Source organism: Rhodococcus sp. NPDC047139 (assembly GCF_040643435.1).
Classification (GTDB): Bacteria; Actinomycetota; Actinomycetes; order Mycobacteriales; family Mycobacteriaceae; genus Rhodococcus.
Map to the genome: position 1 here is coordinate 1 of NZ_JBEYUH010000011.1, position 21,330 is coordinate 21,330.

A 21,330-nucleotide genomic window follows, 5' to 3' on the forward strand; every position below is an offset into this window, starting at 1 on the left:
GCAAAACGCTCGGCTGGGATACCCCAGCCGAGCGTCTGCGTGATCTAATCACCACCAACTAACAGCGGTGTTGCGTCGACCCCTTGAAACCGCCTCGTGCGTTCTCAGTTGAACGAGTCGCCGCAGGCGCACGACCCCGTGGCATTCGGGTTGTCGATGGTGAAGCCCTGCTTCTCGATGGTGTCGACGAAGTCGATCGACGCACCTTCGACGTACGGCGCGCTCATCCGGTCGACGGCGAGCGTCACACCGGCGAACTCCTTGGTGAGGTCTCCGTCCAGCGTCCGATCGTCGAAGAACAGCTGGTACCGCAGACCGGCACAGCCACCGGGCTGAACGGCGATACGCAGTGCGAGGTCGTCACGGCCTTCCTGATCGAGCAGTGCCTTCGCCTTGGCAGCTGCTGCTTCGGTCAGGATGACGCCGTGAGTTTCGGTCTCTTGCTGCACAGTCATGGGCGCTCCCTGTCGTTCGTGTCGAAACCCGATGGTTCAACGGTACCGCGCCGGTATCTATTCCTCGTGGACGAGCTGCGCCGAGCGTGGTATGGCACACGGATTTCCCGCTTGCATCCACTATCCCATAGCCTGGTGGTGTGAAGTTGCTACGCCGCGGTGGTTCCGACGATTCTGCTGATCATGAGGTTCCTGTGACCGGGGTCTCCTCGGCCGCAGTTCCCGACGAGCCTGCACCCAAGGTGACAGTCGGCAAGGGGCGGCCCACGCCGAAACGGCGCGACGCCGAGGCCCGCCGACGCGGACCTGTCGCGCCGGCTCCCACGACGGCCAAGGAAGCGCGCGAGCGCCGGAAGGCCGCACGGAAGTCCCAGTCCAAGGAAGAGCGCAAGGCCGCGGCAGCCAAGCGCCGCGCCGACGCCGCCGAGCGCCGCAACCGGATGCTCGCGGGCGAGGAGAAGTACCTGCTCCCCCGCGACCGCGGCCCGGTCCGCGCCTACGTGCGCGATCTCGTCGACAGCCGCCGCAATCTGGTCGGGCTGTTCATGCCGCTCGCGCTCGTGCTCATCATGTCGATGTTCCTCGGCCCGGTGATTCAGCAGTACGTCACGCTCGCAATGTTCGTGATGATGCTGCTGATGGTCATCGAGGGCATCTATCTCGGCCGTCTCGTGAACAAGAAGGTGCGTCAGCGCTTCCCGGAGTCCACGGACGGCGGCTTCGGTCTCGGCTGGTACGCCTTCGTGCGTGCCTCGCAGATCAAGAAGTTGCGCGCGCCGCTTCCCCGCGTGGGTCCCGGCGACGCCGTCTGACGCGACCCGCTCGACACCTCAGTGGTGAGGCGCTCCACACACGACCGGCGGTAGACACCGGATCTCGGCCGCGGCATGCATGTCCTGCGACATGTCGTGCCGCGGCCGGCTCGTATCCCCGGGGCGCCCCCAATTCAGGCGCCAGGGTGCCCGCCGCACCCAGGCGGGCGCGGGAGAGACTCGCCGGCGTAGCAGCTCGAGGCTCAGGACGAGGGTGGACATGACCGCGGCAGTGACGACGAGTTCGATCATGTCCCGATCCTCCGAGAGAGCGCGACCCTGGAAAAGTGGCAGTGATGACACATGACGTCGAATTCCTGCCACTGCCGGTCGATTGATAGCGTCGCACCGTGACGATCCGTTCGAGAGGTGACCTGTGACCAGCGGTTCCGAATCCCCCGTCGATGTCGAGTTCCCGCGCGTCGACGCACTCGATCTCGAAGCGCGGGTGCGCGCCGAGGAACGCCAGCGGGACCTGACGAAGCCTGCCGGTTCACTCGGGCGCCTCGAGGAACTCGGGTGCTGGGTGGCCGCCTGCCAGGGCGAAGTCCCGCCGCGCCCCTTCCGGCGTCCGCGAGTGGTCGTCTTCGCCGGCGATCACGGTGTCGCGCGGAGCGGGGTGTCGGCCTATCCGCCCGAGGTCACCGCACAGATGGTCGCGAATCTCACCGCGGGAGGCGCTGCCGTGAACGTGCTCGCCGCTGCGGCGGGCGCGAGCGTTCGGGTCGTGGACATGGCCGTCGAGAGCGACACCTCCCCGGAGGTCTCCGAGTACAAGATCCGACGTTCGAGCGGCAGCATCGACCGCGAGGACGCACTGACCCACGACGAGACGGTGCGGGCGATCGACGCCGGCCGCAGGCTCGCCGACCGAGAGGTCGACGAGGGAGCCGACCTGCTCGTCGCCGGTGATATGGGCATCGGGAATACCACTCCCGCAACGGTTCTCATCGCAACCCTCACCTCCACCGAACCCGTGGCCGCGGTCGGTCGCGGCACCGGCGTCGACGATGCCGGGTGGATGCGCAAGGTGACGGCGATCCGCGACGCCATGCGACGCGCACGACCTCACGTCAGGAACCCGGTCGCCCTGCTGCGCACCGCCGGAGGCGCCGACTTCGCAGCGATGGCAGGATTCCTCGCGCAGGCCGCGGTTCGCCGGACGCCGGTGATCCTCGACGGGGTGGTCGTCACCGCCGCCGCGATGGTCGCCGAGGAACTCGCGCCCGGGGCAGCACGGTGGTGGGTCGCCGGTCATCGTTCGACCGAACCCGCACACGGCATCGCACTGCGCCACCTCCGGCTCGAACCGATCGTGGACCTCGGTATGCGTCTCGGTGAGGGATCGGGCGCGGTGACCGCACTTCCGGTCGTGCAGGGCGCGGTGTCGGTTCTCGCGCAGATGGCCACATTCTCCGAAGCGGGTGTGAGCACCCGCGACGAGAGCGCGCCGATGATCACCGACTGATGGTCCGCAACTGGCTGGGTGCCGTCGCGTTGGCCCTGTCGTGGTTGACGGTCCTCCCCGCACGAGGGCCGGCCGAGATCGACCGGACGGTTGCGGGACGTGCCATCTCCATGGCCCCGGTCGCCGGGTGCACGCTCGCCGCCGCGGCCGCGGCCACCTGTCTGGGCGCCGCCGCGCTGGGCGCCCCGCCACTGGTGACGGGTCTGCTGTGCGTCGGTGTGCTGACAGTCGGCACCCGAGGGATGCACATCGACGGCCTCAGCGACACCGCCGACGGCCTCGGCTGCTACGGCCCGCCCGAACGTGCGCGCGAGGTGATGCACAGTGGCGGCGCAGGTCCCTTCGGCGTCGCGGCTCTCGTCGTCGTACTCGGACTGCAGGCCGCCTCGTTCGGTGCCCTCGCCGACGCGCACGCGTGGTGGGCCGTCACCTGTGCGGTGTTCACAGGACGCGTGGCGGTGGTGGCAGCCTGCCGGCGTGGAGTCTCCGCCGCTCCCGGCAGCGGCTTCGGCGCACTCGTGTCCGGCACCCAGGGCTTCGTGCCGATCGCACTGTGGTCTCTCGCTGCCGCGAGCCTCTCGGCCGTGTGCCTGCCCGGTCCGCTCTGGGCCGGGCCACTCGTGGTCGTGGTGGTGCTCGTCGCCGCCGTCGTCTTCGCGCGTCACTGCTCGGCACGCTTCGGGGGTATGAACGGGGACGTTCTCGGTGCGGTGTCGGAAGGCACCGTCGCCGCGGTCGCGGTGGCGGCCGCGACCCTGATCTGATCGCGGCCGGACGACCTACTTGCGCAGGGTCGTCATCCACCCGTGGGTGTCGGCGAAGGTGCCCCGCTGGATGCCGGTCAAGGTGTCGCGCAGGGCCATCGTGATGGGGCCGGGCTCGCCGTCCGCGATGGCGAACTCGCCGTCCTTGTCCTTGACGCTGCCGACCGGCGTGATGACCGCGGCGGTACCGCACGCGAACACCTCGGTGATCTCACCGCTGGTGGCCTTCTCCCGCCACTCGTCGGTGCTGATGCGCCGCTCCTCCACCACCAGACCGGAGTCCTTGGCGAGTGTGAGCAGCGAGTCGCGGGTGATGCCGGGCAGTAGCGATCCGGACAGTTCAGGAGTGACGAGACGCGCGTCGGCGCCCGAGCCGTACACGAAGTACAGGTTCATGCCGCCCATCTCTTCGACGTATCGGCGCTCGATCGCATCGAGCCACACGACCTGGTCACAGCCCTGTTCTGCGGCGTGCGCCTGCGCGACGAGCGAAGCCGCGTAGTTGCCCGCGAACTTCGCTGCGCCGGTGCCTCCGGGCGACGCGCGCACGTATTCACGCGAGAGCCACACGTTGACAGGCCGCACGCCCCGAGGGAAATAGGCCCCTGCCGGAGAGGCGATGAGCAGGAACTTGTACTCCTTCGAGGGCCGCACCCCGAGCGCCGGCTCGGTCGCGAACGCGAACGGACGAAGGTACAGCGACTCCTCGCCGCCCGCCGCCGGGACCCACTCGTTGTCGACCTCCACCAACTCGGTGATCGCGCGGATGAACAACTCCGGCGGCAGGTAGGGCATTGCGATGCGTTCGGCGGACCGATTCATGCGCGCCGCGTTGGCCTCCACCCGGAACGACGCGATACTCCCGTCGGACTGGCGGTAGGCCTTGAGCCCTTCGAAGATGGCCTGACCGTAGTGCAGCACCATCGCGGCCGGGTCGAGCGCCACCGGAGCGTACGGCTCAACCTTCGCGTCGTGCCAGCCGATTCCGTCGGTGTAGGTGATCGACACCATGTGGTCGGTGAAGTACTGCCCGAATCCGGGATTCGACAGAATCTCCTGCCGCCGCTCCGCAGAGGTGGGTGAGGGATGCTGGACGCGGGCGAATTCGAGGACACCTGTCATGAACGACAATGGTACAACCGCCCGCTGAGCAGCTATCTGGTGTGGTCCTCGACGAACGGAGGGGCGACCACCTCTGCGCGGAGCGAGCGTCCGCGCACGTCCACGCTCACTTCGTCGCCGGATTCGAGGCCGGCGGAGGTGTCGAGGAGCGCGAGGGCGATCCCGGCCTTGAGGGTGGGCGAGAAGGTGCCGGAGGTGGTCCGTCCGACTTCGGTGCCGTCGCGCAGCACGGTCAGATCCTGCCGCAGCACGCCACGATCGAGCGCCCGCAGCCCCCAGAGTTTCCGGGCCGGGCCCGCTTCCTTCTCGCGGAGCAGTGCCTCGCGCCCCCAGAACTGAGGCTTCTTCCAGCCGACCGCCCAGCCGCAGCGGGCCTCGAGCGGAGAGATGTCCACAGACAACTCGTGTCCGTGCAGCGCGTAACCCATCTCGGTGCGCAGGGTGTCGCGGGCACCGAGACCTGCGGCCTGGCCACCCTGCGTGCGGACCGCGTCGAGCAGGGCACGGAAGGTACGTTCGGCGTCGCTCCAGCGGGGCAGCACCTCGTAGCCGCGCTCACCGGTGTATCCGCTGCGGCAGACCCGCACCGGGGCACCTTCGTACTCGGCGTCGACGAAACCCATGTAGTCGATGTCGGTGGGCAGTCCCAGGGCTGCGAGGACGTCGACGGACTTCGGTCCCTGGACGGCGAACACCGCATAGTCCCGATGCTGGTTCGTCACTGTGACATCGGCCGGCGCGGCGGCGGCCAACGCCTCGACGACCGCTGCGGTATTGGCCGCATTGGGAACGAGGAACAGTTCGTCGTCGGCGACGTAGTAGACGATCAGGTCGTCGACCACCCCACCGGTCTCGGTGCAGCACAGTGTGTACTGAGCCTTGCCGGGCCCGATCCTGCCGAGATCGTTGCTCAGTGCCGTGTCGAGGAATTCCGCGGCGCCGGGACCGGCGACGAGCGCCTTACCCAGGTGACTGACATCGAACAGGCCCACGGCTTCGCGAACAGCGTTGTGCTCGGCGACCGTCCCGGCGTACGAGACCGGCATCTCCCAGCCCCCGAACGGAGCGAAGGTCGCACCGAGCTCGACGTGCACGCTGTGGATGGGCCCCTGCCCGAGTTTCTCGTCGCTCATGTCGTACGACGCTATCCCACCGCCCCGGCGCCCGCCGACGTGTCCGGCAGCGACGTCCGGCGTCGCGGTCACTAGGGTCGATGGCATCGAGGCGATTCCCCTCGCACCGAACGACGCCGCAACAGAACGACACGCTCGTTCCCGATCCAGCTCCAAGGAGACGCCCTGTGAGTGCACCGACTCCCGATCTTCCCGAACTCGTTCTCGCCGGTTCGGTATCCGCCCGCGCCGAGGTACTCGTGATCGGGCTGACTTCCTCCGACAGCACCCCCGAGATCCTCGCTGGCGACGCACCCATCGACGAGTCGGTTCTCGGTGAGTTGCTCGACGCCGTGGTCGCGGTGGGAGCGACCGGCCGGAGCGAGGAACTCACCCGCGTGCCCGCACCGGCAGCTCTACCGGTGGCGAGCGTTCTCGCGGTCGGCCTCGGCGCCGCCGACAAGATCGACGCCGAACAAGTGCGTCGTTCGGCCGGGGCCGCCGCGCGCGCCCTGAGCGGAGTCGGCACCGTCTCCACGGCGCTGTCGGCCGTCGATCTCGGTGCTGCGGCCGAGGGATTCGCCCTCGGCGCGTACACCTTCACCGAGTTCCGGTCGGAGAAGTCTGCACCGAAGGAGAACGCCCGGCCGGTGGCGCGGGTCGAATTGCTCGTCCCGTCGCCCCGTGCTCGCGCGGCCAAGGCCACCCTGGCCCGTGCCACTGCGATCGCCGAAGCCGTCGCGACGGCCCGCGACTTCGTGAACACCCCGCCCAGCCACCTGTTCCCGGCCGAGTTCGCCGAGCGGGCTAAGGCGCTCGGCGAGGCTGCCGGATTGAAGGTCGAGATCCTCGACGAGAAGGCCCTGGAGAAGAAGGGCTTCGGCGGCATCATCGGCGTCGGCAAGGGATCTTCACGTCCGCCGCGTCTGGTGCGCCTGTCCTACTCGTCGAAGAAGCGCAAGGCGCCGAAGGTCGCGCTGGTGGGTAAGGGGGTCACCTTCGACACCGGCGGCATCTCCATCAAGCCTGCGGCGGGAATGGAAGCGATGACCTCCGACATGGCCGGTGCCGCTGCGGTCGTCGCGACCGTCGTGCTCGCCGCGAAACTCGGTGTCGCCGCCGACGTCACCGCCACCGTGCCGATGGCCGAGAACATGCCCTCTTCGACCGCGCAGCGACCGGGTGATGTGCTGACTCAGTACGGCGGGACCACCGTGGAGGTCATCAACACCGACGCCGAGGGTCGGCTGATCCTTGCGGACGCGATCGTGCGTGCCTGCGAGGACGCTCCCGACTATCTCATCGACACCGCCACCCTCACGGGCGCGCAGATGGTGGCACTGGGAACCCGGACACCCGGCGTCATGGGTCACGACGAGTTCCGTGATCGGGTCGCCGCCCTGTCGCAGGAGGTCGGGGAGAACGGGTGGCCGATGCCCTTCCCGAAAGAACTGCGCGCAGACCTCGAGTCGCGGGTGGCCGATCTCGCGAACGTCACCCCCCACCGTTGGGGCGGCATGTTGGCGGCGGGCATCTTCCTGAACGAGTTCGTCTCGGAGGGCGTGCAATGGGCCCACATCGACGTCGCCGGCCCGGCCTTCAACACCGGCGGCCCGTTCGGCTACGTCGGCAAGGGCGGTACCGGCGTGCCCGTGCGCACGATGCTCGCCGTCATCGAGGACGTCGCCGAACACGGATGATCTCTCACACGGGTCCCCTCCGCCCGCAGCGGAGGGGACCTGTGTGATCGCAGTCGTACGCAGAATCCGATGTGAGCCGATCCGCCCCTCCCCGAACGTCGCCGCAGGATAGGTGCAAGGATGGGAGCGGCCATGCCTCGCCCGGTATCGGCCCGACCGAACACGTGAACCAGCAGCACGGGGTAGTCGCCCCGCGCACAATGGTCAACGACCACACAATGGTCGGCGACCACGAGTCGGTACAACTCAACACACACGAACACAACCGTCGAGGAGTCAACAGACATGGCCTTCTCCGTCCAGATGCCAGCGCTTGGTGAGAGCGTCACCGAGGGAACTGTCACGCGATGGCTCAAGCAGGAAGGAGACACGGTCGAAGTCGACGAGCCCCTACTCGAAGTCTCCACGGACAAGGTCGACACCGAGATCCCTTCGCCCGCCGCCGGCGTGCTGGTCAAGATCGTCGCCCAAGAGGACGACACGGTCGAGATCGGTGGCGAACTGGCCCTGATCGGCGACGCCGACGAGGCTTCCGGTGACGGATCCGGCCCCGCAGCCGACGAGGCACCTGCCGAAGAGGCACCTGCCGAAGAGCCCGCCGAGGAGCCTGCCGCCGAGTCCGCACCTGCGCAGCCCGCATCCTCGGGTGGCAGCGGCGAGGGCACCCCGGTCACCATGCCCGCACTCGGCGAGTCCGTCACCGAAGGCACCGTCACCCGATGGCTCAAGGCCGTCGGTGACGAAGTCGCCGTCGACGAGCCGCTTCTCGAGGTCTCCACCGACAAGGTCGACACCGAGATCCCCTCCCCCGTTGCCGGCATCCTCACCGAGATCACCGCGCAGGAGGACGAGACCGTCGAGGTCGGCGGACAGCTCGCCGTCATCGGCAGCGAGGCTCCCGCCGAGCAGCCCGCATCCGACTCCGCTCCCTCGACCGAGCCCACCACCACACCGTCCGAGGAGGCCGCGCCGGCTCCGTCCGAGGAGCCTGCCGCCGAGTCCGCACCTGCGCAGCCTGCATCCTCGGGTGGCAGCGGCGAGGGCACCCCGGTCACCATGCCCGCACTCGGCGAGTCCGTCACCGAAGGCACCGTCACCCGATGGCTCAAGGCCGTCGGTGACGAAGTCGCCGTCGACGAGCCGCTTCTCGAGGTCTCCACCGACAAGGTCGACACCGAGATCCCCTCCCCCGTTGCCGGCATCCTCACCGAGATCACCGCGCAGGAGGACGAGACCGTCGAGGTCGGCGGACAGCTCGCCGTCATCGGCAGCGAGGCTCCCGCCGAGCAGCCCGCTCCCAAGGAGGAGGCGCCGGCTCCGAAGCCTGCCGCCGAAGAGAAGCCGCAGGCCCAGCAGCCCGCACCGAAGGTCCAGCAGGCCGCGCCGGCACCTGCCCCCAAGCCCGCCGCGGCCTCGTCCGCTCAGCAGGCACCTGCTCCGGCAGCACAGCAGGCACCTGCTCCGGCAGCACAGCAGCCGGCCGAGTCCGCTCCCTCGAGCGGTTCGACGCCTTATGTCACACCGCTGGTACGTAAGCTCGCGTCGCAGCACGGCGTCGACCTGTCCACGGTCAAGGGCACCGGTGTCGGTGGCCGCATCCGCAAGCAGGACGTTCTCGCGGCCGCCGATGGCGGCAAGGCCGCAGGTGCCGAGCAGAAGACCGCGGCTCCTGCCGGTCCGGCTCCGGGTGTCCGTCCCGAACTCGCCAAGCTGCGCGGGACGACCCAGAAGGTCAATCGAATCCGCCAGATCACGGCGAAGAAGACCCTCGAGTCGCTGCAGACCACGGCGCAGCTCACGCAGACCTTCGAGGTCGACGTCACCAAGATCACCCAGCTGCGTGCGCAGGCGAAGAAGGCCTTCGCCGAGCGTGAAGGCGTGAATCTCACCTTCCTGCCCTTCTTCGCAAAGGCTGTCGTCGAGGCGCTCCGGGCGCACCCGAACGTCAACGCCTCCTACGACGAGAGCAAGAAGGAGATCACCTACCACGCTGCCGAGCATCTCGGTATCGCCGTGGACACCGAGCAGGGCCTGCTCTCGCCGGTGGTCCACAATGCCGGCGACCTGTCGCTGGCCGAACTCGCCCGCGCGATCGCCGACATCGCCGAGCGTTCACGCAAGGGTGGTCTCAAGCCCGACGAGTTGGCCGGTGGGACCTTCACCATCACCAACATCGGTAGCCAGGGAGCCCTGTTCGACACCCCGATCCTAGTGCCGCCGCAGGCTGCGATGCTCGGAACCGGCGCGATCGTCAAGCGCCCGGTCGTCGTGATGGACGAGACCGGCAACGAGTCGATCGGTGTGCGGTCGATGTGCTACCTGCCGCTCACCTACGATCACCGCCTGATCGACGGTGCCGACGCAGGTCGCTTCCTCAAGACGATCAAGCATCGTCTCGAGGAGGGCGCGTTCGAGGCCGATCTCGGACTGTAGTCCGACATCCGGACGCCGATCCGGACATCCGCGGGGGCATCACCGGCATGGTGGTGCCCCCGTCGGCGTAGGCGGACTGCGGTGCTGCCGCCGAGCACTGCGGCGTAGAGTTCGAGAACATGAGCAATCCCTCGTCTTCCGCCCGTTCCGACTCGGCTTCCGTCGCCGTCGTGCGGCTCGGAACCATCGGTTATCTCGAGGCCTGGGAGAAGCAGCGCGAACTCGCGAACGAGCGCGCCGACGGCGAGGGCGTCGACACCCTGCTGCTGCTCGAACATCCCCCCGTCTACACAGCCGGGCGCCGGACCGAGGACGGTGACCGGCCGACCGACGGAACGCCGGTCATCGACGTCGACCGCGGCGGCAAGATCACCTGGCACGGACCGGGTCAGCTCGTCGGCTATCCCATCGTCAAGCTCGCCGAACCGATCGACGTGGTCGGTTACGTGCGCCGGATCGAACAGGCCCTGATCAGCGTCTGCTCGGACATGGGCCTGGTGTGCGGCCGCGTGGACGGACGTTCCGGCGTGTGGCTTCCCGCCGAGCTGCGCGAGGGGCACTGGCTTCCCGAACGGAAGATCGCCGCCATCGGCATCCGCGTACAGCGCGGCGTCGCCATGCACGGCTTCTCACTCAACTGCAATTCGGCGCTCGACGCGTTCGATTCGATCGTCCCGTGCGGCATCCGCGATGCCGGAGTCGCGTCGCTCACCGGTGAGCTCGGCCGGGAGGTCACCGTCGACGATGTGATCCCGGCCGTCACCGATGCGGTGATCGCCGCTCTCGACGGCCGAATCCCCGTGACCGAGTGCGACATCGAAAGGGTGACCTTCGAGCAGGCCGTAGGCGCGTCCGGAACTGCCTCGACCACCCCGGAATTCACCACGCACCGCTTCTGAGCCTGCTCGCACCCGCCGATTCCGGACAGGACCGGCGGCGTACGATCGAGTGCGTGACTGTGGCCCCAGAAGGACGCAAGCTGCTGCGGATCGAGACCCGAAACGCGCAGACGCCGATCGAACGCAAACCCAACTGGATCAAGACCCGGGCGAAGATGGGCCCGGAGTACACCGACCTCAAAGGCCTGGTACGACGCGAGGGCCTGCACACGGTGTGCGAGGAAGCCGGCTGCCCCAACATCTACGAGTGCTGGGAAGACCGCGAGGCGACCTTCCTCATCGGCGGTGAGCAGTGCACCCGGCGATGCGACTTCTGCCAGATCGACACCGGAAAGCCGGCTGCACTCGACCGCGACGAGCCTCGCCGGGTCGCCGAGTCGGTGCGGTCCATGGGCCTGCGATACTCCACGATCACCGGCGTCGCACGCGACGATCTGCCGGACGGCGGTGCGTGGCTGTACGCCGAGACGGTGAAGCAGATCCACGAACTCAACCCGGGTACCGGCGTGGAGAACCTGATTCCCGACTTCAACGGCAAGCCCGACCTCCTTCAGGAGGTCTTCGAGTCTCGTCCGGAGGTCCTCGCCCACAACGTCGAGACGGTGCCGCGCATCTTCAAGCGCATCCGCCCGGCTTTCCGGTACGAGCGGTCGCTCGATGTCATCCGGCAGGCACGCGACTTCGGACTGGTCACCAAGTCCAATCTCATCCTCGGCATGGGCGAGACTCCCGAGGAGGTCACCGAGGCGCTGCACGACCTGCACGACGCCGGGTGCGACATCATCACGATCACCCAGTACCTCCGCCCGTCCCCGCGCCACCATCCGGTCGAGCGCTGGGTCAAGCCGCAGGAGTTCGTCGACCACTCGGAGACCGCCCGCGAGATCGGCTTCGCCGGTGTGATGGCGGGGCCGCTGGTGCGTTCGTCGTACCGCGCCGGTCGCCTCTACGCGCAGGCGATGGCCCATCACGGGCGCGAACTTCCCGCCGATCAGGCACATCTCGCCGAAGAGGGCACAGCCTCGCAGGAAGCCGGCGCGGTTCTCGCTCGCTTCGGCGAGTGACGTCGCGCGCCCGGTCACAGTAGGTCCGTAACGGCCCAGGTGGTGGTAAGTGGGCCACCACCGGGGCCGTATCCTGGAGTGCATGGCGAAGGGCAGCAAGACCGACAAGGAAGCGAAGGCGGCGGCGAAGGCCGCACGGAAGCAGGCGTCGAAGGAGCGTCGTACTCAGCTCTGGCAGGCGTTCCAGATCCAGCGCAAGGAGGACAAGCTTCTCCTGCCGTGGATGATCGGTGCCCTCGTCGTGTCGATCGTGGTGTTCTTCGTCGTCGGTCTGATCTTCGACATCGAGTGGTTCCTCCTGCCCATCGGCATCCTGGTGGGTGTCCTCCTCGCGTTCATCATCTTCGGCCGCCGCGTGCAGAAGAGCGTGTACGCCAAGGCCGACGGACAGGCCGGCGCGGCCGCATGGGCGCTGGACAATCTGCAGGGGGCTTGGCGTGTCACCCAGGCGGTCGCCGGCACCACCCAGCTCGACGCAGTGCACCGCGTGATCGGGCGGCCGGGTGTGATCCTCATCGGTGAGGGCAATCCGGGTCGCGTGAAAGGCCTGATGGGCCAGGAGAAGAAGCGCGTCGCACGTCTCGTCGGCGATACTCCGATCTACGAGTTCGTCGTGGGCAACGACGAGGGCCAGGTGCCTCTCTCCCAGTTGCAGAAGCGTCTGAACAAGCTGCCCCGCAACATCGACACCAAGCGGATGGACGCCATCGAGGGCCGGCTGTCCGCACTGAGTTCGAAGAAGGCCGGTCCGGCCATGCCCAAGGGCCCGCTTCCGGCCGGCGCCAAGATGCGCAGCGTCCAGCGCACCATCCGTCGCCGCTGAGCTTCCCGCCTCACGCCGAAGGCCGCCTGCATCCCGGGGATTGCAGGCGGCCTTCGGCGTATTCGAGTACGGGCGCGGTGGCCGCTCAGCGCGAGCGCACCACCGCGGTGCCGGTGGCACGATCCTGGAGACCGCGGCCGTCGACGTCCGTGACGAGCGCCGGCACGATGAACACGAGCAGGGCCTGGCGCGCGAGGGCTCGAACGATGCCGACGCGCACGGGGGCGTCCACCCGCACGACCTGCAGACCCGCGACGAATTGTCCCGGCGTGAACGAGAACAGGGAGACGCATCCCACGCCCACCACGAACCAGATGATCAGGGTGTAGGACGACAGCAGCGGGCTCTCGAGCGGGTTGCCCCCGACCAGCCCCGCAGCGAGGGCCATCGAGAGGAACCAGTCGATCGCGAGCGCGAGCACCCGACGAGTCGTGGCGACCATGGAACCCGGGCCGTGCTCCGGGAGACCGAGCAACTGCCCGGGATAATCCTGCTCTTGCTCGAGACCCTTGGGGAGCGCCGCAGCAGGCCCGGAAAGCCAACTGCCCGTCATGCGTGCCATGGGTCCAGGATAAGCTCTTCGCGGCGGACCAGCGGCAACCCGCGCAACCATGGTGACTTATACCACCTTTCCGACCTCACAGCCGGGCGGAGGCATGTGTAACACCCGCGAAACATAGGCTTGATGGGCGGGCAACACCAGATCCATACCGTCTGATCCGACGCAGGCGCCCCAGCACCCATGGCGCGCACCGACTGAAGGAGCACAAGCGTGGCGTTCACCACGGCCGAAGAGGTCATCAAGTTCATCGCGGAAGAGAACGTCGAGTACGTCGATGTCCGCTTCACCGACCTGCCCGGCATCGAGCAGCATTTCTCCATCCCTGCCAAGGCGTTCAACGAGGATGTACTCGAGGACGGTCTGGCATTCGACGGTTCCTCGGTCCGTGGGTTCCAGTCGATCCACGAGTCCGACATGCTGCTGCTCCCCGATGTGACGACCGCGCGTCTGGATCCTTTCCGCGCAGCGAAGACCCTCAACATCAGCTTCTTCGTCCACGACCCCTTCACCCGTGAGTCCTACAGCCGCGATCCCCGCAATGTCGCGCGTAAGGCCGAGGAATACCTGATCAGCACCGGCATCGCCGACACCGCCTTCTTCGGTGCCGAGGCCGAGTTCTACATCTTCGACTCGATCGCCTACGACTCGAAGATGAACGGCTCCTTCTACGAGATCGACGCGATCTCGGGTGCCTGGAACACCGGCGCCGAGTACAACGCGGACGGCACCCCGAACCGCGGCTACAAGGTCCGCCCCAAGGGTGGTTACTTCCCCGTCGCGCCGTACGACCACTACGTCGACCTGCGCGACCAGATCGCCACCAACCTCCAGAACGCCGGCTTCGAACTCGAGCGCGGCCACCACGAGGTCGGCACCGGCGGCCAGGCGGAGATCAACTACAAGTTCAACACTCTGCTCCACGCGGCCGACGACCTGCAGCTGTTCAAGTACATCGTCAAGAACACCGCGTGGCAGGCCGGCAAGACCGTCACCTTCATGCCGAAGCCGCTGTTCGGCGACAACGGCTCGGGCATGCACGTGCACCAGTCGCTGTGGAAGGACGGCAAGCCGCTGTTCCACGACGAGGCCGGTTACGCAGGCCTGTCCGACATCGCTCGCTGGTACATCGGCGGCATCCTGCACCACGCACCGTCGCTGCTCGCATTCACGAACCCGACGATCAACTCGTACCACCGCCTGGTGCCGGGCTACGAGGCTCCGATCAACCTCGTGTACAGCCAGCGCAACCGTTCGGCTGCCGTCCGCATCCCGATCACGGGCAACAACCCGAAGGCCAAGCGCCTCGAGTTCCGCGCACCGGACTCCTCGGGTAACCCCTACCTGAACTTCGCGGCGCAGATGATGGCCGGCCTCGACGGCATCAAGAACAAGATCGAGCCGCTCGCTCCGGTCGACAAGGACCTCTACGAGCTTCCGCCGGAGGAGGCCAAGAACATCCCGCAGGCGCCGACGAGCCTTTCGGCGGTCATCGACAACCTCGAGCGCGACCACGAGTACCTCACCGAGGGCGGCGTCTTCACCTCCGACCTCATCGAGACGTGGATCTCGCTCAAGCGCGAGCAGGAGATCGCCCCGGTCAACCTGCGCCCGCACCCCTACGAGTTCCAGCTGTACTTCGACTGCTGAGTCGAGTCCGGTAAGAGCATCCGCGAAAGGCCGCTCGTCCCGATCGGGACGAGCGGCCTTTCGCGTCTCCGGCTCCGCCCACCTCGCGCGCGCAAGCACGCCTCGCTACCGCCGCAGTGGGGTAATACGCTCTTCGGCGCGCGAGAATTCTTCGTTCCTCTACGAATACGTCGAAATCGCGACCGATTCCAGAAAAGTGGTCCATAGTGGGCTTCGTGCCCTCGACGCGGGATTTCTCCGAGCGGTTACGCGCAGCCGGTCTACGCGTGACCCGACAGCGTCTGGCGGTGCTCGGCGCAGCGCACGAGCACCCACACGCCGATGCCGACCGTATCTTCGAAGCGGTCGGTGCCGTTCTGCCCGGCATCGCACGGCACACCGTGTACGACATCCTCCACGCGCTCTCGGCACGTGGAGTCCTCCGACGAATCCAGCCCGCAGGTTTCCACGCTCGGTACGAAATGCGTGTCGGCGACAGCCATCACCACCTCGTCTGCCGTTCCTGCGCCGCGATCTCGGATGTCGATCACGCCCTCGGCGACACGCGCTGCCTGTCGCCGGTCGAGGATGCAGGCTTCGACGTCGACGAGGCGGACGTCGTGTTCTGGGGCCTGTGCCGCGACTGCTCGCACGAAGACCCACGAGCACAACCTGAATCGGTCCGATCCACCTGATCCGGAAGGAAACCGAAGTGTCCGAAAGCGAAAACCCGGCAGTCCCCACCCCCGAGCCGTCGCCGCACCGGCCGCGGACCAATCAGGACTGGTGGCCGGAGCAACTGGACCTCACGGTGCTGCATCAGCATTCACCGCTGTCCAACCCGATGGAAACCGACTTCGACTACTCGAAGGAGGTGGAGACACTCGACGTCGAAGCTCTCCGTCAGGATCTCATCGCCCTGATGACGGACTCGCAGGATTGGTGGCCCGCCGACTTCGGCCACTACGGCGGTCTTTTCATCCGGATGAGCTGGCATTCGGCCGGCACCTACCGCATCGCCGACGGTCGCGGCGGCGGCGGCAAGGGTGCGCAGCGCTTCGCCCCACTCAACAGCTGGCCCGACAATGTCAGCCTCGACAAGGCTCGTCGTCTGCTGTGGCCGATCAAGCAGAAGTACGGCCGTAAACTCTCGTGGGCCGACCTTCTGGTCTTCGCCGGCAACTGCGCCTACGAGTCCATGGGCTTCAAGACGGTGGGCTTCGCGTTCGGCCGCGAGGACATCTGGGAGCCGGACGAGGTGTTCTGGGGTCCTGAGGACACCTGGCTCGGCGACGAGCGGTACGCGGGCGAACGCGAGCTCCAGGGTCCGTTCGGCGCGGTCCAGATGGGATTGATCTACGTCAACCCCGAAGGCCCCAACGGCAATCCGGAGATCCTCGCGTCCGGTCGCGACATCCGTGAGACCTTCGCCCGGATGGCGATGAACGACGTCGAAACGGCCGCGCTCATCGTGGGCGGCCATACCGTCGGCAAGACACATGGTGCCGCCCCGGCGGACAATCTCGGCCCCGAACCCGAGGCTGCCCCGCTCGAACAGCAGGGTCTCGGGTGGAAGAACTCGTACGGCACCGGCGTCGGTGACGACACGATCACCAGCGGTCTCGAGGTGACGTGGACTCCGACTCCGACGAAGTGGGACAACACCTTCCTCGAAACGCTCTATGCCTACGAGTGGGAGAAGACCAAGAGCCCGGCCGGAGCGTGGCAGTGGACGCCGAAGGACGGCGGGGGCGCCGGGACGGTTCCCGATGCCCAGGATCCGTCGAAGAAACATGCGCCCGGCATGCTGACGAGCGATCTCGCCCTGCGCTACGACCCGATCTACGGCGAGATCACCCGTCGCTGGCTCGATCATCCCGAGGAACTCGAGCGTGAGTTCGCCAAGGCGTGGTTCAAGCTGCTGCACCGCGACATGGGCCCGATCTCCCGGTACCGCGGCCCGTGGATCCCGGAACCCGAGGTCTGGCAGGATCCGGTGCCCGAGGTCGACCACGACCTGATCGACGAGAGCGACATCGCATCGCTCAAGGACACGATCCTGGAGTCGGGGGCGACCGTTCCGCAGCTCGTCGCGGCGGCATGGGCGTCTGCGGCGAGCTTCCGCGGGACCGACAAGCGCGGCGGTGCCAACGGTGCGCGAGTACGACTCGAACCTCAGAAGAACTGGGAGGCCAACGAACCCGAGCAGCTCGCACAGGTTCTGCAGATCCTCGAGGGTATCCAGGAGCAGTTCAACAGTTCGGCGGGCGGGAACAAGAAGGTCTCGCTCGCGGACCTGATCGTGCTCGCCGGTAACGCTGCTGTGGAGAAGGCCGCCAAGGATGCCGGACACGACATCACGGTGCCCTTCTCGCCGGGTCGCACGGATGCGTCACAGGAGTGGACGGACGTCGAGTCGTTCGCGGTGCTAGAGCCGAAGCACGACGGCTTCCGCAACTACATCCGCGGTGGCGAGAAGCTTCCACCCGAGAAGTTGTTCCTCGAACGTGCCAATCTGCTGACGCTGACGGCACCCGAGATGACGGTGCTTCTCGGCGGACTTCGAGCACTCGGCGCGAACCACGGTGGCAGCACGCACGGCGTCCTGACGGACCGCCCGCAGACGTTGACCAACGATTTCTTCGTCAACCTGCTCGACATGGGGACCGAGTGGAAGGTCTCCCAGTCGACCGAAGGTGTCTACGAAGGGCGCGCGCGAGGAAGCGAAGATGTCAAGTACACCGCGACCGCCGTGGACCTCGTCTTCGGTGCGAACTCGCAGTTGCGGGCGCTGGCCGAGGTCTACGCGACCGACGACGCCGGCCCGAAGTTCGTCCGCGACTTCGTCGCGGCGTGGACGAAGGTCATGGATCTCGATCGCTTCGACCTGAAGAAGTAACGCGTCGGCGGTCCACGACCGTATCCGACGCATCACCGGAGCCACCCGCCGTGATCGGCGGGTGGCTTCGTCGGTTGCGGGGAAGGTCGTCGCCGGAGAACGGCCTGGACAACCAGGCTGCACACGGGTGTACCGTAGAAACGCAGCCTGGTGATATGTGTCACATTCCGCTCTCGGGGGGAGCAGATGCGACGAGGTCCGTATTCGAAGCACTCGTCTCCTCCGGAGGCCGCCCCATGCGCAGATCCCTCATCTCGACGGCATGCGTCGCCGCACTACTGTCCCCCGTTCCCCTGACCGTCGCGCTCGCCGGCACCGCCGCGGCACAGACCGACATCTCCGTCGTGGGAATGTCGGACGACCAGGCCGAGAAGGTTCTCTCCGAGGCGGGCGTTCCCTACGTCATCCTGAATCGCTCCGGTAGCACCATGCAGAACTGCGTCGTCACCGAGCAACGCGACCGTGGTTACGACGTCGTGACCGAGCGGGAGTGGGACTCCGACGACGACGAGTGGGTGACGACGGAAACCGAGGTCTGGCGGGGAGTCGCGCTCGTCGTCGTCTGCGACTGACGGTCCGCTAATCCCAGAAAACCCGCTCGACGACCGCCCGCGCGCGACGTGTCACGCGCAGGTAGTGGTCGAGAAATTCCGAGGCGTCCTCACCCCGCCAACCCGTCACACGCGCAACCGCTTCGAGCAACCGGCCCGGGCCGGGGAGCTGATCGGTCGGTTTGCCGCGCACGAGCACGAGACAGTTCCGCGCATCCGTGGCGGTGATCCACGCCGCCCGCAGGAGCTCGACGTCGGGTGCGCTGAGCAGCTCGGCAGCACCGATGGCGTCCAGCGCCTCGAGCGTCGAGGTGGTGCGCAGCGCCGGGAGTCCGTATGCGTGCCTGAGCTGCAGCAGCTGCACGGTCCACTCGATATCGGCGAGTCCACCCCGGCCGAGCTTGGTGTGGGTGGCCGGATCGGCTCCGCGGGGCAGTCGCTCGGAGTCCACACGTGCCTTGATGCGCCGGATCTCGCGCACGGACTCCTGGGAGATTCCCCCTTCGGGATACCGCACGCTGTCGATCATGTGCAGGAAGCGGGTGCCGAGTTCGCGATCTCCCGCGACGGCGTGTGCCCGCAGCAGCGCCTGCACTTCCCACACCTCGGCCCACTGCGTGTAGTAAGCCCGATAGGAGGCAAACGTCCGCACGATCGGACCGCTGCGACCTTCCGGACGCAGATCCAGATCGACCTCGAGCGGCGGATCGGTGCTCGGCGCTCCGAGCAGCCGGCGCACCTGTTCGGCGATACTGGTGGCCCACTTGACCGCCTCGGTCTCGTCGGCACCCGGCAGCGGATCGCACACGAAGAGCACGTCCGCGTCGGATCCGTATCCGAGCTCGCCTCCCCCGAGCCTGCCCATCCCGATCACCGCGATACGGGCCGGCGCCGGTCCGCGGGACTGCTCCGAGGCACGGATCACCGCGTCGAGAGCGGCTTCGAGAACCCCGGCCCACACCGAGGACAACGCCCGGCACACCTGCGGCACGTCGAGCATCCCCAGGATGTCGGCGCTCGCGATCCTCGCGAGTTCGGCTCGGCGGAGCGAACGGGCGGCGGCGATCGCACGCGTGGGATCGGGATGGCGTGACGACGAGACGACGAGAGCACGCGCCACCTCGGGCGGATTCGCCTCGAGCAACCTCGGTCCCGTCGATGCGTCCGCGTACAGCCGGATCACTTCGGGGGACTTCACGAGCAGGTCGGCGACGTACGCGGAGGAACCGAGGACCATCATGAGCCTCTCGGCCACCGCCGGCTCGTCGCGCAGGACCCGAAGGAACCAGACGGTGTCGTAGAGCGCATCGGACAGTCGCCGATAGGCAAGCAGGCCGGCGTCGGGATCGGTCGTCTCACCGAGATATTCGAGCAACTGCGGAAGCAGCAACGCCTGGATGCGCGCCTTGCGGGAGGCGCCGCCGGACAAAGCCGCCAGGTGTTCCATCGCGTGCCGCGGTGCGCTGTAGCCGAGCGCCGCGAGCTGGCGGACTGCCGCGTCGGGTGACAGGCGTAGCGCTTCCTTGTCGAGTTTGCTCACCGAGTCGAGCAGCGGCCGGTAGAACAGCCGCGCGTGCAGCTTGCGGATCCGCGACGAGTTGCGCTTGATCTCCGATTCGAGGACGCCGAGCGCATCCTTGCGCCCGTCCGGCCGCATATGGGCCGCGCGGGCGAGCCAGCGCAGTGCCTCCCGGTCCTCGGGTGGCGGCAGAGTGTGGGTGCGCTTGAGCCGCTGCAGTTGCAGCCGGTGTTCGAGCAGACGCAGGAATTCGTAGGACGCACGCATGTTCGCCGCGTCGTCGCGCCCCACATACCCGCCGTCGGCGAGCGCACACAATGCTTCCACCGTGTTGGGCACCCGGAGCGACTCGTCGACGCGGCCGTGCACGAGTTGCAGCAACTGCACGGCGAACTCGACGTCGCGGAGACTGCCGCGCCCGAGCTTGAGTTCGCGCTCGCGTAGTTCGGGAGGCACCATCTCCTCGACCCGCCGGCGCATCGCCTGCACGTCGGGCACGAAGTCCTCGCGCTCGGAGGCCGTCCACACCATCGGACTCAGTGCCTCGACATAGCGCCGGCCGAGGTCGAGATCGCCGGTCATCGGCCGCGCCTTGAGCAGCGCCTGGAACTCCCAGGTCTTGGCCCATCGGTGGTAGTACGCGACGTGGGATTCGAGGGTGCGGACGAGTTCGCCGCGTTTACCTTCCGGGCGCAGCGCCGCATCGACCTCGAAGAAGGCCGACGACCCGATGCGCATCATCTCGCCGGCGATGCGGCTCGCTCGGGCGTCCGCGGGTTCGGCGACGAACACGACGTCCACGTCGCTGACGTAGTTCAGTTCACGCGCACCGCACTTGCCCATGGCGATCACTGCGAGATCGACCGGGCAGGGTCCCTCCGGAATCACGGTCGCCACAGCCACGGCGAGCGCCGCGGTCAACGCGGCGTCGGCGAGATCGGCGAGCAGGGCACCGATTTCGAGATAGGGCACGACCGGTTCGTTCTCGACGACGGCGGCGAGGTCGGCGGCCGCGATCAGCATGAGCTGGTCGCGGTAGGTGGTCCGCAGCGCAGCGACGGCGTGCGGACCGACGAGCCCGGCCCGGTGAATCAACCGTCCGGGACGCCCGTCGGGTTCGGGTTCGGCGTCGACGCTGTCGAGCATGCGCACAGTGAAGGTGTGCTTGTCGGGCAGTGTCCCCGGGCCCGCGAGCATCTTCCAGCGATCGGGATTGGCCACGACGTGGTCGCCGAGCGCAGACGATGCTCCGAACAGGCCGAACAACCGGCCTCGCAGACCGGTGTCCGAGCGCAGCGCCGAGTCGAGTTCCGTCCAGTCGTCACCGAGCGAGTCGGCCAGTCGCGCGAGGGTGCGCAAGGCCAGGTCGGCGTTCGGGGCACGGGAGAGCGCCCACAGCAGTTCGACACTGCCGGCGTCGGTCCATCCGAGTCGAGCGAGTTCGGCGGGCGCGGTCGGCTCGACCAGGCCGAGCCGACCGGGGCCGGGAACTACCGAACGTGCGCTGGGCGGTCTCACCAC

At 67.6% G+C, this 21,330-nt stretch carries 18 protein-coding genes; 12 read left to right on the forward strand and 6 right to left on the reverse strand.

Going from position 1 to position 21,330, the window contains the following annotated elements; genetic code table 11:
• Positions 1–104: 104 nt before the first annotated feature.
• The gene (locus ABZ789_RS15060) at positions 105–455 is read right to left on the reverse strand and encodes an iron-sulfur cluster assembly accessory protein (protein WP_016693855.1); all 351 of its coding nucleotides are present in this window, start codon (positions 453–455) and stop codon (positions 105–107) included.
• A gap of 140 nt (positions 456–595) precedes the next feature.
• Here ABZ789_RS15060 and ABZ789_RS15065 point away from each other — a divergent pair, with 140 nt between their 5' ends.
• Positions 596–1,267: a DUF3043 domain-containing protein gene (locus tag ABZ789_RS15065; RefSeq protein ID WP_358424969.1), complete on the forward strand. Its 672-nt coding sequence runs from the start codon at positions 596–598 to the stop codon at positions 1,265–1,267.
• 18 nt (positions 1,268–1,285) lie between these two features.
• Here ABZ789_RS15065 and ABZ789_RS15070 read toward each other — a convergent pair whose 3' ends face one another.
• Positions 1,286–1,519 (reverse strand): hypothetical protein, encoded by a 234-nt coding sequence (locus tag ABZ789_RS15070; protein ID WP_358424971.1) that lies wholly within the window; start codon positions 1,517–1,519, stop codon positions 1,286–1,288.
• Positions 1,520–1,643: 124 nt separating this feature from the next.
• On the opposite strand from ABZ789_RS15070, the gene cobT reads away from it, so the two are divergent.
• Together cobT and ABZ789_RS15080 are read left to right on the forward strand one after the other, a co-directional pair.
• A complete protein-coding gene (cobT, locus tag ABZ789_RS15075; RefSeq protein ID WP_358424973.1) occupies positions 1,644–2,735 on the forward strand; it encodes a nicotinate-nucleotide--dimethylbenzimidazole phosphoribosyltransferase in 1,092 nt (363 codons plus the stop codon).
• Positions 2,735–3,499, forward strand: coding sequence for an adenosylcobinamide-GDP ribazoletransferase (locus ABZ789_RS15080; protein WP_358424975.1), 765 nt, complete (start codon positions 2,735–2,737; stop codon positions 3,497–3,499). The genes cobT and ABZ789_RS15080 overlap by 1 nt, the downstream gene beginning before the upstream one ends.
• Before the next feature lie 15 nt (positions 3,500–3,514).
• Here the strand turns inward: ABZ789_RS15080 and ABZ789_RS15085 are convergent, their stop codons facing one another.
• On the reverse strand, positions 3,515–4,621 hold the full coding sequence (locus ABZ789_RS15085; RefSeq protein ID WP_358424977.1) for a branched-chain amino acid aminotransferase: 1,107 nt from the start codon (positions 4,619–4,621) through the stop codon (positions 3,515–3,517).
• A gap of 32 nt (positions 4,622–4,653) precedes the next feature.
• Positions 4,654–5,754 carry a glycine cleavage system aminomethyltransferase GcvT gene (gcvT, locus tag ABZ789_RS15090; protein ID WP_358424979.1) on the reverse strand — a complete coding sequence of 367 codons (1,101 nt, stop codon included), beginning with the start codon at positions 5,752–5,754 and terminating at the stop codon, positions 4,654–4,656.
• Between the two features lie 167 nt (positions 5,755–5,921).
• Here gcvT and ABZ789_RS15095 point away from each other — a divergent pair, with 167 nt between their 5' ends.
• From ABZ789_RS15095 to ABZ789_RS15115, 5 genes are all read left to right on the forward strand, one after another.
• Positions 5,922–7,433: a leucyl aminopeptidase gene (locus ABZ789_RS15095; RefSeq protein ID WP_358424981.1), complete on the forward strand. Its 1,512-nt coding sequence runs from the start codon at positions 5,922–5,924 to the stop codon at positions 7,431–7,433.
• Positions 7,434–7,718: 285 nt separating this feature from the next.
• Positions 7,719–9,866 (forward strand): 2-oxoglutarate dehydrogenase, E2 component, dihydrolipoamide succinyltransferase, encoded by a 2,148-nt coding sequence (gene sucB / locus ABZ789_RS15100; RefSeq protein ID WP_358424983.1) that lies wholly within the window; start codon positions 7,719–7,721, stop codon positions 9,864–9,866.
• Positions 9,867–9,985: 119 nt separating this feature from the next.
• The gene (gene lipB, locus ABZ789_RS15105; RefSeq protein WP_358424984.1) at positions 9,986–10,765 is read left to right on the forward strand and encodes a lipoyl(octanoyl) transferase LipB; all 780 of its coding nucleotides are present in this window, start codon (positions 9,986–9,988) and stop codon (positions 10,763–10,765) included.
• A 53-nt stretch (positions 10,766–10,818) separates the two neighbouring features.
• Positions 10,819–11,829, forward strand: a complete 1,011-nt coding sequence (gene lipA / locus ABZ789_RS15110; RefSeq protein ID WP_358424986.1) for a lipoyl synthase — start codon at positions 10,819–10,821, stop codon at positions 11,827–11,829.
• A gap of 82 nt (positions 11,830–11,911) precedes the next feature.
• Positions 11,912–12,652, forward strand: a complete 741-nt coding sequence (locus ABZ789_RS15115) for a DUF4191 domain-containing protein (protein ID WP_358424988.1) — start codon at positions 11,912–11,914, stop codon at positions 12,650–12,652.
• An 85-nt stretch (positions 12,653–12,737) separates the two neighbouring features.
• Here ABZ789_RS15115 and ABZ789_RS15120 read toward each other — a convergent pair whose 3' ends face one another.
• Positions 12,738–13,214, reverse strand: a complete 477-nt coding sequence (locus ABZ789_RS15120) for an RDD family protein (RefSeq protein WP_358424990.1) — start codon at positions 13,212–13,214, stop codon at positions 12,738–12,740.
• A gap of 210 nt (positions 13,215–13,424) precedes the next feature.
• Between ABZ789_RS15120 and glnA the strand changes: the two genes are divergently transcribed.
• The 4 genes from glnA (at position 13,425) to ABZ789_RS15140 (ending at position 18,311) form a co-directional block, all read left to right on the forward strand.
• Positions 13,425–14,861: a type I glutamate--ammonia ligase gene (gene glnA / locus ABZ789_RS15125; RefSeq protein WP_358424992.1), complete on the forward strand. Its 1,437-nt coding sequence runs from the start codon at positions 13,425–13,427 to the stop codon at positions 14,859–14,861.
• A 215-nt stretch (positions 14,862–15,076) separates the two neighbouring features.
• Positions 15,077–15,535: a Fur family transcriptional regulator gene (locus tag ABZ789_RS15130; protein WP_358424994.1), complete on the forward strand. Its 459-nt coding sequence runs from the start codon at positions 15,077–15,079 to the stop codon at positions 15,533–15,535.
• Positions 15,536–15,552: 17 nt separating this feature from the next.
• Positions 15,553–17,739: a catalase/peroxidase HPI gene (katG, locus tag ABZ789_RS15135; RefSeq protein ID WP_358424996.1), complete on the forward strand. Its 2,187-nt coding sequence runs from the start codon at positions 15,553–15,555 to the stop codon at positions 17,737–17,739.
• 236 nt (positions 17,740–17,975) lie between these two features.
• A complete protein-coding gene (locus ABZ789_RS15140) occupies positions 17,976–18,311 on the forward strand; it encodes a hypothetical protein (RefSeq protein WP_358424998.1) in 336 nt (111 codons plus the stop codon).
• Between the two features lie 7 nt (positions 18,312–18,318).
• Here the strand turns inward: ABZ789_RS15140 and ABZ789_RS15145 are convergent, their stop codons facing one another.
• Positions 18,319–21,330, reverse strand: a complete 3,012-nt coding sequence (locus tag ABZ789_RS15145) for a bifunctional [glutamine synthetase] adenylyltransferase/[glutamine synthetase]-adenylyl-L-tyrosine phosphorylase (RefSeq protein ID WP_358425000.1) — start codon at positions 21,328–21,330, stop codon at positions 18,319–18,321.